Origin of the sequence: Sphingobacterium sp. G1-14, from assembly GCF_002196555.1 — a bacterium.
GTDB classification, from domain to species: Bacteria; Bacteroidota; Bacteroidia; order Sphingobacteriales; family Sphingobacteriaceae; genus Sphingobacterium; species Sphingobacterium siyangense.
Genome location: NZ_CP021381.1, coordinates 1,534,450 through 1,548,679, shown reverse-complemented (window position 1 = coordinate 1,548,679; position 14,230 = coordinate 1,534,450). Strand labels below are relative to the sequence as shown.

Here is a 14,230-nt window from a genome sequence, read left to right as displayed (position 1 = left end):
AAAAAATAAAAAAGGTCGGATGAAAATGGAACACCCGACCTTTTAACTAAGTTACTCCTTACATGGATACCTATAGGACAACAGCCGCAGACATATGGTTTGTTTTTTACAATTTTGTATCAACTTCTGTTCAACCAGTCTTCACCCAATCAGCTCTTGCATGTACTTTTCAAAGCCCATGCAACCAATATAGGCTGAAAAAATAAACGGGCAAGCCGCTTTCCATCCGTATCCAATCCAAAGCCGTCGCGATGGTCTTTATATTGAGCAATATTTCCGGGAAACACAGCTGCAAAAAACGCTGCTGCGATTTTTCCAACGTTCGATCGATGTTTAGCAGGTGCGAAAATCAGTGTAGCACCCAAAGCAATTTCCGCAATACCGGAATATACAACAGTATCATCTTTGGAGATCGGAACCCAGTCCGGCACCTGAGCCTGAAATTCCTTGCGGGCGAAGGACAGATGTCCAATACCGGCTACCACCAAAAAGGTACCTAGACCAACTCGTGCAATCTTCTGCATAGGTGAATTATTCATAATCTTTTACTTAGAGGACATCATTCCACTCGAAATAGTTTGTCCAACGCTGCGGATTATTTCACCTAAAAAATATATATTTGATTAAATAAAATTAACCATATCATGCACTATTATCCCTTAAATATACACAAATACATTATTTTCCTCCTTTTTACGTCCCTTGTGATTCATGCAAAAGCACAAGAAACAATTGTCACTTATATAAAGAAAAATCGTGGTATTACTGCTATAAAAGATTCAGCCGCTTACACAAACATTATTCGTTTAACAGCAAATGAATTGGGGCTTTACGAGGTAAACGATTACTATCCAAATGGCAATTTAAAAAGACATGGCTGGACAAAAGTAGCTGACCCACGAAGATTATATCTGGAAGGCATTATTGAAAGTTATTACAACAATGGCAACCTAGCGGTATCAGCCGGATATAAAGACAATAAACTGAGCGATACTGTAAAAAGATACCACGAAAATGGTCTTTTAAGAGAAATTAGATTTTTCTCCAGTTCTGAAGCCAGTCCCAACGAATTTCTTTTTCAGGACCAGCATAGCCGACTAATCTATTATGCTGATTCAACAGGCCGAAAGCAGGTCGAAAATGGAAATGGCACGTTCGAATTTAAAAACAATATAAATACTGAAAAAGGTGTATATGTTGATGGATTACGTCAAGGACATTGGGAAGGTACTTTAAAAAAAGGAAAGATCAAGTTTGAAGAATGGTATGAAAAAGGTGTGTTAAGCAAGGGAACCAGCACAGATAGTATGGGCAATGTGCATCCCTATACACGTCGAGATGTCCAACCGGAATACCCTGGCGGGATAAAAAACCTTATGATCTTTATTGCCCAGAATTATAAATATCCCAAAGAAGCTTTAAATGCAAAAGTATCAGGACAACTTCTCATCAGTTTTGTCATTGAAAAAAATGGTCTGGCGAATGAATTTGAAGTGATTAATGACCTCGGGTATGGAACAGCAGCAAATGGTATAGCAGTACTGAAGAAAGCCGAAAAATGGGCTCCGGGTTATCAATACGGTATGCCTGTACGTGTGCAGTTTACCATTCCAATCCGTTTACATACAGGTCCCGCTCCAAATTAGCCCTGATCATAATCGTCTGGACTGCATCTGCTTCAATACGGCCTTCATTTTTTCCTGATAGAGCTTATTTGACTTCGATAATTTCACAGCTCTCTGTTGTTCTTCTTCTGCCTGCGCATAAAAGCCAACCCGATACAACAATAAAGCCATCGTATAACGGAATGCTGGCACATCAGGTTTGAGATCTATTGTTTTCTTTTGCCAACGGATCGCATCAAATATAACCGAAGGATCATTTCTCTCAAAGGCCAAGATCTGTTTAGCACCATAATTCAAATTATTTGCCAGGTCATCCTGATAATATTTACGTCCTTTACCAACCAACGATTTGAACTCCGCATTTTGTGCACTGTCCAACACAAGTTGATTTCCTGAAAAATTGATCTTTCGATCTTGCGCAAAATCCATTCGAGACAAGGAATCGGGGTCCACCTTATAAAATGATTGTTCATAATAATTCCTTGCCATCCGGACGTAAGACAGACTATCTTTCATTAGCCTTTTATACTCCAAGGGATAATAACCTTGGGAATTGGAAGCGCGCAAATAATTAGATGTCCATGTCGTATAGGCAAAATAACCAACGTTTTGAGCTAATGAAAAGTTTCTCTTGTCAAGCGATTCGCGAAATGTCCGCTGAATAATTCTATTGTTTATTTTTTTACGAACGGGCAATGGCAACGAGGAATACAGACTATCCACCATTTTACTATTGGTACGTGCCAATAAATAAGATTTACTATTATATACAGGGCCACAGCTCAATAAAAAAACAACCGTCTCAAAATTATTCAATTGCTCTATCGTCAGCTGTGCTATATAGTCACTCAACAGTTGCTGGTCTGTATATTGATCAAATGTCTGATTATAGCGGAGTATTTTGTTCAGCAAGGACTGCTGACGGATCCCCTTTCGATATTCTGCGGTGAGCTTACCGAGAGTTTCAGCTTTTGCAAGCGTATTTGCCGAGTCTATGAGGTTTTCCAGCTCATCTCCCCCATCAACCGCCTTGTCTACTCGTAAAATAGGAATCCCATCTTTATCAGTAACAAGGTACATCGGTTTGTTCAAATAGAAAGCCCGTTGCAACGGATGGTCAAATTCATCCCGATCCACCTGAACGATTCCCGACACAAACTGCGTACTGAGCATATCTTTTGCTTTTTTTGAAACAGAGCCTCTAAAGGGAATAAACTGATCGTCCCGTTGATGGACCACCAAGAACATCGGCTTATTTTCCTTTGCCGCACGCTCCAGCAGCTGTAAATAATCTTCTTTTTGCGGAAATGTCTGCTGCTGTGCTATTGCAGGGTAAACAAACACCCAACACAAAAATATGAATACAGCAGATTGGAACTTGAAATGTTTCATTATCTATGAAAATTAACTAGCAATAACTTATGATATAATTTGTAGAATTGGATAAAAGTTTCAATTCTTCTATTCAAGAGACATCGAATTGGGAGGCCAAGCGAACAATTAAATAGCAAAAATGAATGTATAAAGCTAATAAAATACAGGCAAAAAACCACAACGAATTTAACTCTATATATAAAAAATTAATAAAAAAAGAAAGCTCTGCAATAGCAGTTCCCGTAAGCCACTAGACAAATACCGATAAAAAAAGCTTTGATAGCTAAACAGCGGCCGATCTACGAAGAGCAGGCCGTCGGCCTGGGAACGGGCTATCTCATGAAATTTAATTTTAAAGGAGAGCTTATTGCTCAACTTCGTTTAGGAAAAGATAGCGTTTATCATCCCGGGGGGATAGATTTTGATGGTCAATATATTTGGATCCCAGTCTGTGAATATCGTCCCCACGGCAGGTCGCTGATTTACAGAATAGATCCGACTACCATGGAAGCGAAGGTTGAATTTACGGTAGACGATGCCATTGGAGCCCTTGTTTGCGATCGAGATCGACATGAACTCGTTGGTTTCAATTGGGATGCTATGCAGTTTTATACGTGGAAACAACAATTGCTCGATCGTGGTAAATGGCATTTAAAATCAATCTCTAACAATAATCAGCATTTTATTCATTTTCAGGATGGACAATATGTGGGTCAAGGTTTGATGATTTGCTCCGGGGTCAACAGTTTTTTGAAAGATCCCCACGCAAAGGAGCGCATCGTAATCGGGGGCATTCAATTAATGGATATTCATACCTATCAGAGCACCTATACCCTGCCAATCCACTTAATAAGTAAAACAGGTCGCATTATGACAAGTAATCCTTTTTACACCGATGTCGTTGACGGAAAGGTCTGCCTGTACTTTGTGCCCGATGATGATCAATCCACACTTTACATGTATGAGATAACTAATTCCAAATCATGAATTGCTCTGGGAGTCGCTATGGCTGAAATTGATATCAGACAAATACAAAAGAAATTAATTCGATGGTACACAAATTTGGTACTAAAACATTTATCAATAGTCTCTGGAATGTCGATAAACTGGTTTTGAATGATCCAGCTGAATTTGGCAAAGTGCATCAGAACGGGGCAAATATAGTCCAAGCAGATTATCCTGAATTATTACTCAGACACCTTCGTTTACATAAACTTCACCAATAGATTACAATTTATCCGGAAGTCTATCGTCCATACTAAAAATAAAAAACCACCCTTATTATGACTTTCGTTCCGTGAGGCAATAGCTGCTCAGATCAGCTCGTTTTATTACGAATAAATAACCCCCGAGTCATATTATTATTTTATTTGACCAACTCAAAAAAAATAATTTAAATTTATTACAACACAAAAATGTTCATTACAAAATTCAAATCCATATGGAAAATATTTTGATTTATATCGTTGATTCGACAGAGAAATCAATCGCGGTAAACCACACATTAGCCGATCTCGACCGCAATAGTGACATTCGTATTTATGAGTCTATAACCATCCGAAAAAAAGATCAGGGTGGTTTTGACGTACTGAAAGACGCGACAGAAGAGGGCGGCTGGAAAACACTCGGCGGAGGTGCCATCGGTGCATTGATCGGTATTGTGGGCGGTCCACTCGGTTTATTGCTGGGCGGACTTACCGGAACATTTATCGGGGCGACGATGGATACCGAAGAATTTGTTGTGTCGACCGATTTTATTGATCAGGTCAATAATAGCTTGCAAGTGGGGGAAATAGCAGTGATTACTGTTGTTGACGAAACAAGCCCAGATTTCGTGGATACAGCTTTGCAACCCTTGGAAGGACGATCCTTCCGGACGAGTGTTGATGAGGCCTATGATCATTATCAGGAACGCGTAGAAAAGGCGGCTTCCGAAGAACACGCAGCGGAAAAAGCCAAACGGGAAGCCAAGAAAGCCGAACGGAAAGAAAAACGTGCGGAACTCCGCGAGAGTGTCAAGAAAAAGATTTCAGACTGGTGGGACAAACTTTAATTTAAGCATCTTTAACTTCAAGCAGCTTCGGCTAACGATAAGGGCTGCTTGGAGTTTGGGAAAAATCGCCAAAACTCCACCCCTAGCAAAACGGCGTTTGAAGTAAGCGACAAAAAGACAAAAAACGCAAGGATCGTAGTGAACAGGCGAATAAATAAACCGCTTGGTACAGATACTCAAAAGGACAGGACCAACTCACAGGGTGGTAAACAGAAGATTTAGACTTTTGAAGAACGTTGCACTACTTTTGGTTTTACCCCGAAATGCTTCTTAAAACTTGCTGAAAATGCGCAGGATTGTTATAGCCTAAAAAGCGTGAAATTTCATTTATAGGCCGGTCTCCTTGTGTAAGTAAGCTCCTAGCTTTTTGCATTCTCACCTTGGTCAAATGCCCATAAATGGTTGTACCATAGCAGAGCTTGAAATATTTCTTTAAATAGTTTTCATTCGTTCCTAATTCAGCAGACAATTGCGATAAAGATGGCGGATCGGTCAAACTATTTTCTACTATTCTTTTTGCTTCCGCCATCAGTTTTTTCATTTCCGTACTAAGGCTATTATCCGTTCGAGACACCGTATTACCAAGTTTATGCTGGTCAAATGTTCGCGCCAATAACTCCATGAGTTTACCAAAACAAAATAAGGATTCCATTCCTGATCAAGCTCCGAATTGAGCAACTCGGTTATAATCCTTTTCTGCTGTACACTGATCAAAGCCGAATTGTCAAACAGGATGCCCGATCGCGACGATTCTAAAAGCATATGAAGTTTGGCCAGAAAAGGGCTTTCCTGCGTCAAAAATGACTCGAATAAGGAGACCGGAATATTGACTTCAACAAAACTTTCTGCAGGATGTTATACTGCCACGCTTTGGAGCAGTTTACACCATCAACCCACAGATCAATCTATATGGAACTTACGTAAAAGGCTATAATCCGCAGACAGCTTCGGCACTGGCAAACCCTAATGCCGGAGGTCCATTTGATCCACTCGAAAATGACATGACCGAATTTGGATTAAAAACAGCCTGGTTGGACGGAAAACTCCAGGCAAGTACAGCTATCTATCAGATCAATCAGAAGAATACGCTTTACCCCGCCCCCACTGCCGACAATGTAGATTTAATGGAACAAATCGGAAAAGAAAGATCGAAAGGGATAGAGTTTGATATTCAGGGTCAAATTCTCCCGCACTGGAGTGTTATTGCCTCCTATGCCTACAATGATGCAAAGATTACCGAAGGTGGAAATAATGAAGAACTGAACAGACAAAAACCAAATGCGCCTCAAAATACGGCAAACATCTGGACCAGATTCTCCATTCCTTCCGGAAAAGCAAAAGGCTTGGGAATCGGCGTCGGGGCCAATTATGTGGATAAGCGAAACCTTTCCCTTAACCAGAACCAGACCATCCCATCCTACAGTTTACTGAACGCAGCATTATATTATACCATTGGAAAAGTACAATTGCAGGCCAACTTTAATAATATCAGCAATAAAACCCATTGGGTAGGTGGTTACGATTATATCCGTCTATTTCCAGGTGCACCACGTAATTTACTATTTACACTAGGCTATACCTTTTAAGCATGACTTTAAAAAAGATGATCTTGTTTTTACACCGCTGGATCGGATTATTGTCCGGTCTGGTGGTTTTTATCGTAAGCATTACAGGCGCTATTTATGTATTTGAAAAGGAACTATTTGCCCTATTTCATCCAAGTTATGTAACGGTAACGGCACAGAAAGGCAAGAAAATACTTCCCCTTTCCGTCTTAAAGGCAAATGCGCAGCGTGTCACCGATCATACCATTACCATTATCCGTGTTCCTGCTACAGATGATCAACGACAAGTTCATCTATTTGAAGCACTTAAGCGCCGTCCAAAGAACGATGTCGGGGGTGTATTTGTAAATAAAGAAATCATCTATTGGGACCGTATTTTCGTAGATCCCTACAGCGGCCGCGTTTTAGGAAAAATAGACGTTGAGACAAACTTCTTCTGGATTGTAAGGCAGATCCACCAATTCCTTTATCTCCGGCGCGACGTAGGGAGCGCAATCGTAGGGAGCAGCGTCCTGCTGTTTATCATTACACTAATTTCGGGGCTTTTCCTTTGGTGGCCAAAAAATCGGAAGGTAGCTGTAAAGCGGTTAAAAATAGATTTCAGCGCGAAGTGGAAACGTCTCAACTATGATCTTCATCAAGTACTTGGCTTTTATGCATTTTTGTTCGCGATTGTCATCGCATCAACCGGTTTGGTTTGGTCCTTCAAGTGGTGGGAAACTAGCATCTACTGGCTTATGGACGGTAAGCGGCCCAATACGAAAATAGAAGAACCAAAAATTCAAGGCAGCCCGGTGACAGAATCACGTGTAGCACTTTTAGACCTGATATGGTCTGACGTTCTGAAAAAGGACAGTACACATCAGGGCGTTTTGATCAATTTGGTTCCCGAAACTACTCAAGCTAATGTAAATATCTATACGAAAGGAAATACCTGGTGGTCGGCCTCCGATGCCTATGCCTATGATCTTCGGAATGGGAGTGCATACTACAAACGCCTACAAAATGATAAAACACTGGGCATGAAATGGCGAAACTCCAATTACGATATTCATGTCGGAAAAATAGCCGGGTCTACAGGCATGTGGATCGCTTTTGTAACGAGTTTAATCTGTGCTTCTCTGCCGGTAACAGGTTTCTACATTTGGTACGGTAGAAAATTTAAAAAGAAAAAATCACGCTTATAGCATACAGGTTTACAGCCCTCTGGGCAAATAGTTAACGTTCTGCTGTTCAAAAAATTATTTATATTTTACGTCGACTTCATCATAAACTTTTTTCTCAAAATATCCCGCTTATGCTTCACACGATATAACCGCTTGAAACAGAAGTTCCGTCTAAATAACACGACTACCCTTAAAGAATTTCTAAGAAGACTACTGCAAACAACAGAAAGAAGTTTTTCCACCCCGAACGGGTATAAAAAATATATAAAACACATAATTTATACCCGATGTAGTATAATTCAAAAATATTCACTATATTTATATCAGAAAGGGTATAATTATGGATTCACTACGAATGTTTGTAAAAAAGAAACGGAAAGAATTGAAGCTAACACAGGAAGACTTAGCTGATAATGCTGGAGTTGGCTTACGGTTTGTGCGTGATCTTGAGCAAGGAAAAAAAACGTTACGTTTAGACAAAGTAAACGACATATTGGCGTTATTCGGTAAAGAGGTTGGTGTAATTGATCAAATTAGAGAGTGATGGCGCGCGGAGCAAAAATATACTTTCATGATGACTTGGCAGGATATCTCATTGAGACTGATCATGGTTATTCATTTAGTTATGACGAGAACTATCTAAAAAAAATAGATCCACAACCTATCAGTCTAACTTTACCGATTTCCGAGAACGCTTATCATAGCAATGTACTATTTCCGTTTTTTGATGGATTAATTCCCGAAGGATGGTTATTGGAAATCGGCGAAAAACATTGGAAGCTCAATCCTAGAGATCGTTTTGCACTATTAATCAACCTCTGTAGAGACACTATAGGAGCAGTTTCTGTTTATCCGATGGAGGCGGAAAACGATGGCTAATTGTTTGTTTTGCTATAAACCAGTCGAAACAGGAGACTATCATACGGCATGTTCACGAACATTTTTTGGAACGACACAAGTTCCCTATTTGGAGTTGGACCAAGAAAAATTGAAAAAATTAGCTGAATTTACTGTAACCGAGAGATTGGCATTAACTGGCGTACAGCCAAAAATATCACTCAGTCTAAAAGGAGAAAAAGGGAATAAGCGACTTACCTTAGTTGGCCTTTGGGGTGATTATATCCTGAAACCTCAATCGAAAGAATATCTACTCATGCCGGAAGTAGAAGATCTAACCATGCACCTCGCAGCGCTATTTAAGATAGAAACAGCAAAACACGCATTAATACGAACTTCCACTGGAGAACTAGCATACATTACAAAACGATTTGACCGTAAGAAGGACAAAAAAATCCATGTTGAAGATTTATGTCAGTTATCCCAGTTACTGACCGAGCAAAAGTACAATAGCTCCTATGAACGCGTAGGAAAAATCATCAAGCAGTTTGCTTCCAACATAGGATTAGATGCAATCAAATATTTTAGACTCGTACTATTTAGCTTTTTAACAGGAAATAACGACATGCATCTCAAGAATTTTTCACTAATGCATACGAATCATGGCGTTTTATTATCACCAGCATATGATCTCATTAATGTCAACTTAATCTATCCAAAGGATAAGGAGGATATGGCTCTCACATTGGGTGGTCGTAAACGAAAAATAAAACGGTCAGATTTTAACCAGCTTGCGCAAAGTTTGGGAATTTCTGAACTGGTCAGAGACAATATATATAAAGACTTCAGGAGAAATGCTGATAAAGTTAAAGAAATAATTGATCACAGTTTTCTAACAGATGATTTCAAAGAAAAATATGTTCAAATTGTCCACACTAAATTAAAACAGATCGAACTATAGAAAAGAATTTAGTGATTATGAATAAACTTCTATTTACCATCCTCTTTATTGCGGCTTCTACTTTCGGTGTTTCACAAACCTTGACTAAGGAAGCCACTGCTATCTGTTAGCCGGCCCCCAGCTCTTCCGCCAGCGATTGTAAGCCTTGATTAGCTTCTTCAAATCGTTTGAGTTCGACCGCATAAGATTCCGTAACCGTTTCGAGCAAGGCACTTCCCGCGGTAAAGTCAACATACGCCATCACCGTGTCACCACCCCACATCCAGTCAAAAATCAGGGCATACCCCTCCAAAACATAGCCCTCCAGTTGTTTTAAAAGAGCCAGCATCGGCAATATTTCAAGATAGTTTTCACTGAAGTTGAGTACGGCGAATTTCCAGTGTTGCTTTTCCTCGTCATAATACTCCTTCGCACCATAAAATCGATCCTTGAGCAGATTATCGAAGACTTCACGAATGCGCGCCTGCGAATAACTTGGAATAATTTCCAACGTTGTTTTGCTGTACATCTGCCGGCTCTCCCACCATTGCGACCAATTATCGTCTCGATTCGGGGAAATCGGTTTAGAAGCAAAAAACTCATTCAATCTAGATTTTTCTACTCGAATACTAATATAAAGGCTATCCAATTCCATACGATCGTTCTAAAGATATTCTTAACTTTTTTAAACGTTACCAGCTCGACAGTTTGATCTTTCCATCGCTATCAAAATCCGAATTGTCCGTCACTCTTTTGAGGGTCAGCTGCTTTAATGATAAGCCCTCCTGCAGAGGCACCCCTGTAGACTTAATCCTAAATAAGGGATAAGATAATGGCTTTTCGCCCCATTCGAGCACAAAATGATAGCCATCTACAATCTTTTGCTGGTCGTCGGTTTTGATGATCAAGATATTGTGAAAGGTTTGCTCCGGCTTTGCAGGATCACTATCGGGCAAAATACCCCTTGCTTTATAGGTGGCGACAAATTTATAATAATGGTATTTGCCATTTATGGGATTGAATACCAATTCACGGCTGTTGTTTTCCTTGATCAATGCCGAAAAAGACTGCTCAAAATCATCCAGTAACTTATAATTAAAATCGGTATTGATCTTATTGGCCACCAATACATAAGTCTTCTCATCTTTAACGGCACTATTTCCCTTCGCTTGGTTTTGTGCAGCGGCCGAATAGCAAGTAAACCAACTTAACAATAGGACTATTAAATATCTCATCCTACTAATTTATTAAAATTCAAAGAATAATACCTTAGTTGGCCAACAATCATTTCATTTTTCGATTTCTAACTGACACAAGCGGAAAACTTTTACGCTACCCCAATAAATTTTCCAATCGCGTATCATGTATTGGTCAATTGGGAGACATTATCCTCGCAAATGCCTTATCATTTGTGATCAAAATGCAGCTTTTAAAGTCTAGTGGGAACTATTAACTTATATTTATTAAATTTGTAGCATTACGCATATTATTTCCGTTTCCAATAGTATAGTATCAAAATAAATTATGAAAAGACCTATTTTAACGAAATGCGCAGTTTTATTGATTTTCCTTTAATACTTCTTACTGACCTATTCTATATAATTATGCTGAACATATTTGAAAAAGTAAATAAAGGGCAATGGTTGCTCTTTATCCTACCATTCTTTCTATTTGGGTGCGAAAAAGATGAGCGCGATGGCACAACCTGTGCGCAAAATTGTATTGTACTATCGGGAGTTGTTGTGGATACTCCTGCGAACAAATTATTATCTGATGTAGAAGTAGGAATTTCTTTCCAATATTACAGTTCGTTCCTTAAACCATCTATAAGTTTGGGGAAAACAAAGACAGATACCAAAGGCAAATATAGTTTTCGATTTGATGCCAGCAAATACCTATCCGAAGATGGCTTTTTTATAGTTAGCGTCAAAAAGAATGGTTATTATCTTAATGCATATCATCCAGATTCCTATCAAAGCGTAGCTTATTATGACTTGGACGAGCTCAAATATGATACGCCAACCGATGAACGAATAATGCTTTTTAAAAGGGGTGAAATGGAGTTGCATCTCAAAAATGTCAAGAAGCTCGATTTGAAGATGCTTTCGGTTAGCTATGGTCCAGAGAAATCCAATACTGGTTTTTCTATCGCTCCTGTCCCTCATGATTTGGATACCATCGTTAGGATAACGATTCCTGCCGATATGGAATCTGTATTAAAATGGCAAGGCTATAATGGACCGAACCCCATACAATTCGACAAGGCCGCCACTGTTAATTCTGAAAAAGGAAGCTTTACACGTTATCAGTTAGATTTCTAGTGAGAATTAGCGCCAATTAAAAAGAGAAAACAATTATAGAATCTATAACCCGATATTCATATGCTCAAAAAATTACTTTCCGGGATATCTTTTTCCCTATTAACTTTATCAGGAACCGCACTTTACGCGCAGCAAAACAATAGTGGCAGTTATGAGATCGAACTTTCTTTTACTCCTCTAGCAGAGAGTACTATTGGACCGCGGCAGAGCCTTATGGGAGCCGGTAGCGACGACAGTAAGAATTATATAGCCGGATTGCTCCGTGTAGGCTATCACTATAATGAAACATGGTCGTTTGGTGCAGGTCTGGGTTATTCCCATCAGAACATTACGACAACATCAGGAATAGTCGATCCATCGGTGGAGCGGATGCAATACTCCTCAGACCTTTCTGTTTGGGAAATCCCTTTAGACGCCAGGGTAAAATTTTTGAAATATCTCTACGCAAATGCGGGCCCGCTGTTACACTTCCAGCAGAACGCAAATAGTCATGTAGACAAGCAGCATGGCATCGGATTCCACATTGGACTGGGGGCAAAGGTTCCATTATCCCAACAGTTTGCTGTCACGCTGTCCCCACACTATAAGATGTACTCGCTCATTCCTTTCCATTCCGAGAGAAATTCTGATCGAGCACAGGTTTTGGGAATTGCGGTTGGGGTGAATTATAGGATTGTCAAATAATAATCGCTTATGCTGGACGAAACATGCCAGGTCATGACCGTTTTTTTATAACGCTCAAAATTGTCCTTTTTCCATTTGGTGATATGGTATCCTTTACAGAGCCTGCAATAGTAGGCTCTACGGCAAGCCGGTTTTCCCATGCGGTGTTTGATGCGTTTACCATTGGTGACATTTTTGACACGCGAGCGTAATTTGAACCGGAACATCGCATATTGGGCATCGAACCGGGATGGAAATGCTACCTTTCCTGTGGCCCGGCATTTCCAAGTGTTGCTTTTCATGCTTTCCATAATCAATCTATTAAAGGTTATTATTTATTGTATTCTCTTTTTCAATAGGTACCTGCAGCATGACCCAATCTTTTATCCTGCGGGAAATGGTCGGCGAAACCACAAAACTGTCGATATCTCCAAAAGGTACATGCAAAATGATGCGAAGCCGCCCGCCCTTCATTTGATAGCAGGCCTTGATCATGTCCAGTGGAATCGCGTGATGCCGGTCTATTTTCTGCACAAAGCCGTGGGTATCGCGCACAATTTCGTTCAGGCTACGCTGCTCGCAGCCTTTGCTATCTTCCATATCTTCTTTTAGGTATAGCTTAACGATAGGCGTATTATTGGTCTTCTCAAATAGAAATATACCCAGCTCCGTGTACATAATCTTTTTTGTAAGGTATTTGTTGTTGATCACAAACTCCTCCTCTGCCGGATTTATCGATTTGAGCAGCGTCAGATCAATTTCCTCCACAGCATCCGTTTCCTTACCATTCTCATCGACCGATGCCGGATCTATAGTATCATACAAATCAAAAGATTGTGCGTCAATTTGTGCATTCGCGTTGACTGCTACGTTATTCTGCTTTTGTAAATTCCGTTCCAGCTTGATGAAGTACAATTCCCTTTTCTGATTAAAACTCCAATAAAAAAAAGTGGCATAGATCATGTTAAAAAGCAGGATACAGAGAAATATGACCAATAAAGGCAGCCATATCCATTCACTTTTTGGAGGAACGACAGGTTTGATAATACCAAAGAGAAATACGGTCGGTAGTAGTACACAGAAAAAGAACTGCGTTCCGATACGATCGCCCATATGCATTCGCCAGCTTTTCTTTTTGTCCAACAGTTTGATAACAGCTCGTATATAAAAGAGTGCTACCGCAGCAATAAATACATTAAATAGATAGCTTATGATCAGTGGCTTGCTATCAAACCAGCCTGATAGCGCTGTTACCGCTCCAATATACCAACAGATGCCGCCAAAAAGAAACGAAGCGATCCACACCCAGATGAAATCTGGATAATGTACGTGCATCTCCGTATCGTTAGCATACTTGACCTGTTGGTTACTTTCCATAATGTACTGTTAATTTCAACGATTAACCTTGAACTGATCGATAGATAAATGCAGGTGAGGCTAATTCTTCCCAAAAATCTTCTATTAAAAAAATTTCTGTATACTAAATTTAGCCATTATTTCTTTTAAACAGCACCATCAGATCGGTAAACCACCCTTTTGTGTCCTTCCAAATGCGCAAAAACATACCTTATTAGCTTATAAACACCTTCTTTATTGTATAAATTGGATGCCTCGTTACAGAAAAAAGGACTTCGATGCTAAAAACATACGCTTATTGAAATAAAGATATTATTCATATCAAATAGC

At 39.7% G+C, this 14,230-nt stretch carries 18 protein-coding genes; 11 read left to right on the top strand and 7 right to left on the bottom strand.

The features are described 5' to 3' along the window. Positions 1-149: 149 nt before the first annotated feature. Positions 150-539, bottom strand: a complete 390-nt coding sequence (locus tag CBM24_RS06550) for a hypothetical protein (protein WP_070567506.1) — start codon at positions 537-539, stop codon at positions 150-152. A gap of 105 nt (positions 540-644) precedes the next feature. Between CBM24_RS06550 and CBM24_RS06545 the strand changes: the two genes are divergently transcribed. Then, complete coding sequence (locus CBM24_RS06545; RefSeq protein ID WP_070567508.1) at positions 645-1,646, top strand: energy transducer TonB; 1,002 nt, start codon at positions 645-647, stop codon at positions 1,644-1,646. Between the two features lie 6 nt (positions 1,647-1,652). Here the strand turns inward: CBM24_RS06545 and CBM24_RS06540 are convergent, their stop codons facing one another. Next, complete coding sequence (locus CBM24_RS06540) at positions 1,653-3,017, bottom strand: hypothetical protein (protein WP_088160603.1); 1,365 nt, start codon at positions 3,015-3,017, stop codon at positions 1,653-1,655. Between the two features lie 258 nt (positions 3,018-3,275). Here CBM24_RS06540 and CBM24_RS06535 point away from each other — a divergent pair, with 258 nt between their 5' ends. The 3 genes from CBM24_RS06535 to CBM24_RS06530 all read left to right on the top strand — a co-directional run bounded on the left by CBM24_RS06535 (position 3,276) and on the right by CBM24_RS06530 (position 5,052). After that, positions 3,276-3,986 (top strand): DUF6454 family protein, encoded by a 711-nt coding sequence (locus CBM24_RS06535; protein ID WP_088160602.1) that lies wholly within the window; start codon positions 3,276-3,278, stop codon positions 3,984-3,986. A gap of 62 nt (positions 3,987-4,048) precedes the next feature. Beyond that, positions 4,049-4,225, top strand: coding sequence for a hypothetical protein (locus tag CBM24_RS27205; RefSeq protein ID WP_157698392.1), 177 nt, complete (start codon positions 4,049-4,051; stop codon positions 4,223-4,225). 215 nt (positions 4,226-4,440) lie between these two features. Continuing rightward, complete coding sequence (locus CBM24_RS06530; protein WP_088160601.1) at positions 4,441-5,052, top strand: DUF1269 domain-containing protein; 612 nt, start codon at positions 4,441-4,443, stop codon at positions 5,050-5,052. Between the two features lie 253 nt (positions 5,053-5,305). On the opposite strand, the gene CBM24_RS06525 is transcribed toward CBM24_RS06530, so the two are convergent. Next, a complete protein-coding gene (locus CBM24_RS06525) occupies positions 5,306-5,704 on the bottom strand; it encodes a helix-turn-helix domain-containing protein (protein WP_088160600.1) in 399 nt (132 codons plus the stop codon). Positions 5,705-5,897: 193 nt separating this feature from the next. Here CBM24_RS06525 and CBM24_RS06520 point away from each other — a divergent pair, with 193 nt between their 5' ends. The 5 genes from CBM24_RS06520 to CBM24_RS06500 all read left to right on the top strand — a co-directional run bounded on the left by CBM24_RS06520 (position 5,898) and on the right by CBM24_RS06500 (position 9,581). Next, positions 5,898-6,638 (top strand): TonB-dependent siderophore receptor, encoded by a 741-nt coding sequence (locus tag CBM24_RS06520; protein WP_088160599.1) that lies wholly within the window; start codon positions 5,898-5,900, stop codon positions 6,636-6,638. 17 nt (positions 6,639-6,655) lie between these two features. Next, a complete protein-coding gene (locus CBM24_RS06515) occupies positions 6,656-7,804 on the top strand; it encodes a PepSY-associated TM helix domain-containing protein (protein ID WP_158638922.1) in 1,149 nt (382 codons plus the stop codon). A 319-nt stretch (positions 7,805-8,123) separates the two neighbouring features. Then, complete coding sequence (locus CBM24_RS06510) at positions 8,124-8,327, top strand: helix-turn-helix transcriptional regulator (protein ID WP_088160598.1); 204 nt, start codon at positions 8,124-8,126, stop codon at positions 8,325-8,327. Continuing rightward, complete coding sequence (locus CBM24_RS06505) at positions 8,327-8,662, top strand: HipA N-terminal domain-containing protein (protein WP_088160597.1); 336 nt, start codon at positions 8,327-8,329, stop codon at positions 8,660-8,662. The genes CBM24_RS06510 and CBM24_RS06505 overlap by 1 nt, the downstream gene beginning before the upstream one ends. Beyond that, on the top strand, positions 8,655-9,581 hold the full coding sequence (locus CBM24_RS06500; protein ID WP_088160596.1) for a HipA domain-containing protein: 927 nt from the start codon (positions 8,655-8,657) through the stop codon (positions 9,579-9,581). The genes CBM24_RS06505 and CBM24_RS06500 overlap by 8 nt, the downstream gene beginning before the upstream one ends. Before the next feature lie 106 nt (positions 9,582-9,687). Here CBM24_RS06500 and CBM24_RS06495 read toward each other — a convergent pair whose 3' ends face one another. Further along, positions 9,688-10,215: a hypothetical protein gene (locus CBM24_RS06495; protein ID WP_088160595.1), complete on the bottom strand. Its 528-nt coding sequence runs from the start codon at positions 10,213-10,215 to the stop codon at positions 9,688-9,690. A 37-nt stretch (positions 10,216-10,252) separates the two neighbouring features. Next, on the bottom strand, positions 10,253-10,795 hold the full coding sequence (locus CBM24_RS06490) for a hypothetical protein (protein WP_088160594.1): 543 nt from the start codon (positions 10,793-10,795) through the stop codon (positions 10,253-10,255). Positions 10,796-11,164: 369 nt separating this feature from the next. Here CBM24_RS06490 and CBM24_RS06485 point away from each other — a divergent pair, with 369 nt between their 5' ends. After that, complete coding sequence (locus CBM24_RS06485; protein ID WP_157698391.1) at positions 11,165-11,881, top strand: hypothetical protein; 717 nt, start codon at positions 11,165-11,167, stop codon at positions 11,879-11,881. Between the two features lie 60 nt (positions 11,882-11,941). Next, positions 11,942-12,565, top strand: coding sequence for an outer membrane beta-barrel protein (locus CBM24_RS06480; RefSeq protein WP_088160592.1), 624 nt, complete (start codon positions 11,942-11,944; stop codon positions 12,563-12,565). On the opposite strand, the gene CBM24_RS06475 is transcribed toward CBM24_RS06480, so the two are convergent. Together CBM24_RS06475 and CBM24_RS06470 are read right to left on the bottom strand one after the other, a co-directional pair. Next, a complete protein-coding gene (locus CBM24_RS06475; RefSeq protein WP_088160591.1) occupies positions 12,547-12,855 on the bottom strand; it encodes a hypothetical protein in 309 nt (102 codons plus the stop codon). The genes CBM24_RS06480 and CBM24_RS06475 overlap by 19 nt on opposite strands. Before the next feature lie 10 nt (positions 12,856-12,865). Further along, positions 12,866-13,921 carry a hypothetical protein gene (locus CBM24_RS06470; RefSeq protein WP_088160590.1) on the bottom strand — a complete coding sequence of 352 codons (1,056 nt, stop codon included), beginning with the start codon at positions 13,919-13,921 and terminating at the stop codon, positions 12,866-12,868. Positions 13,922-14,230 lie beyond the last annotated feature (309 nt).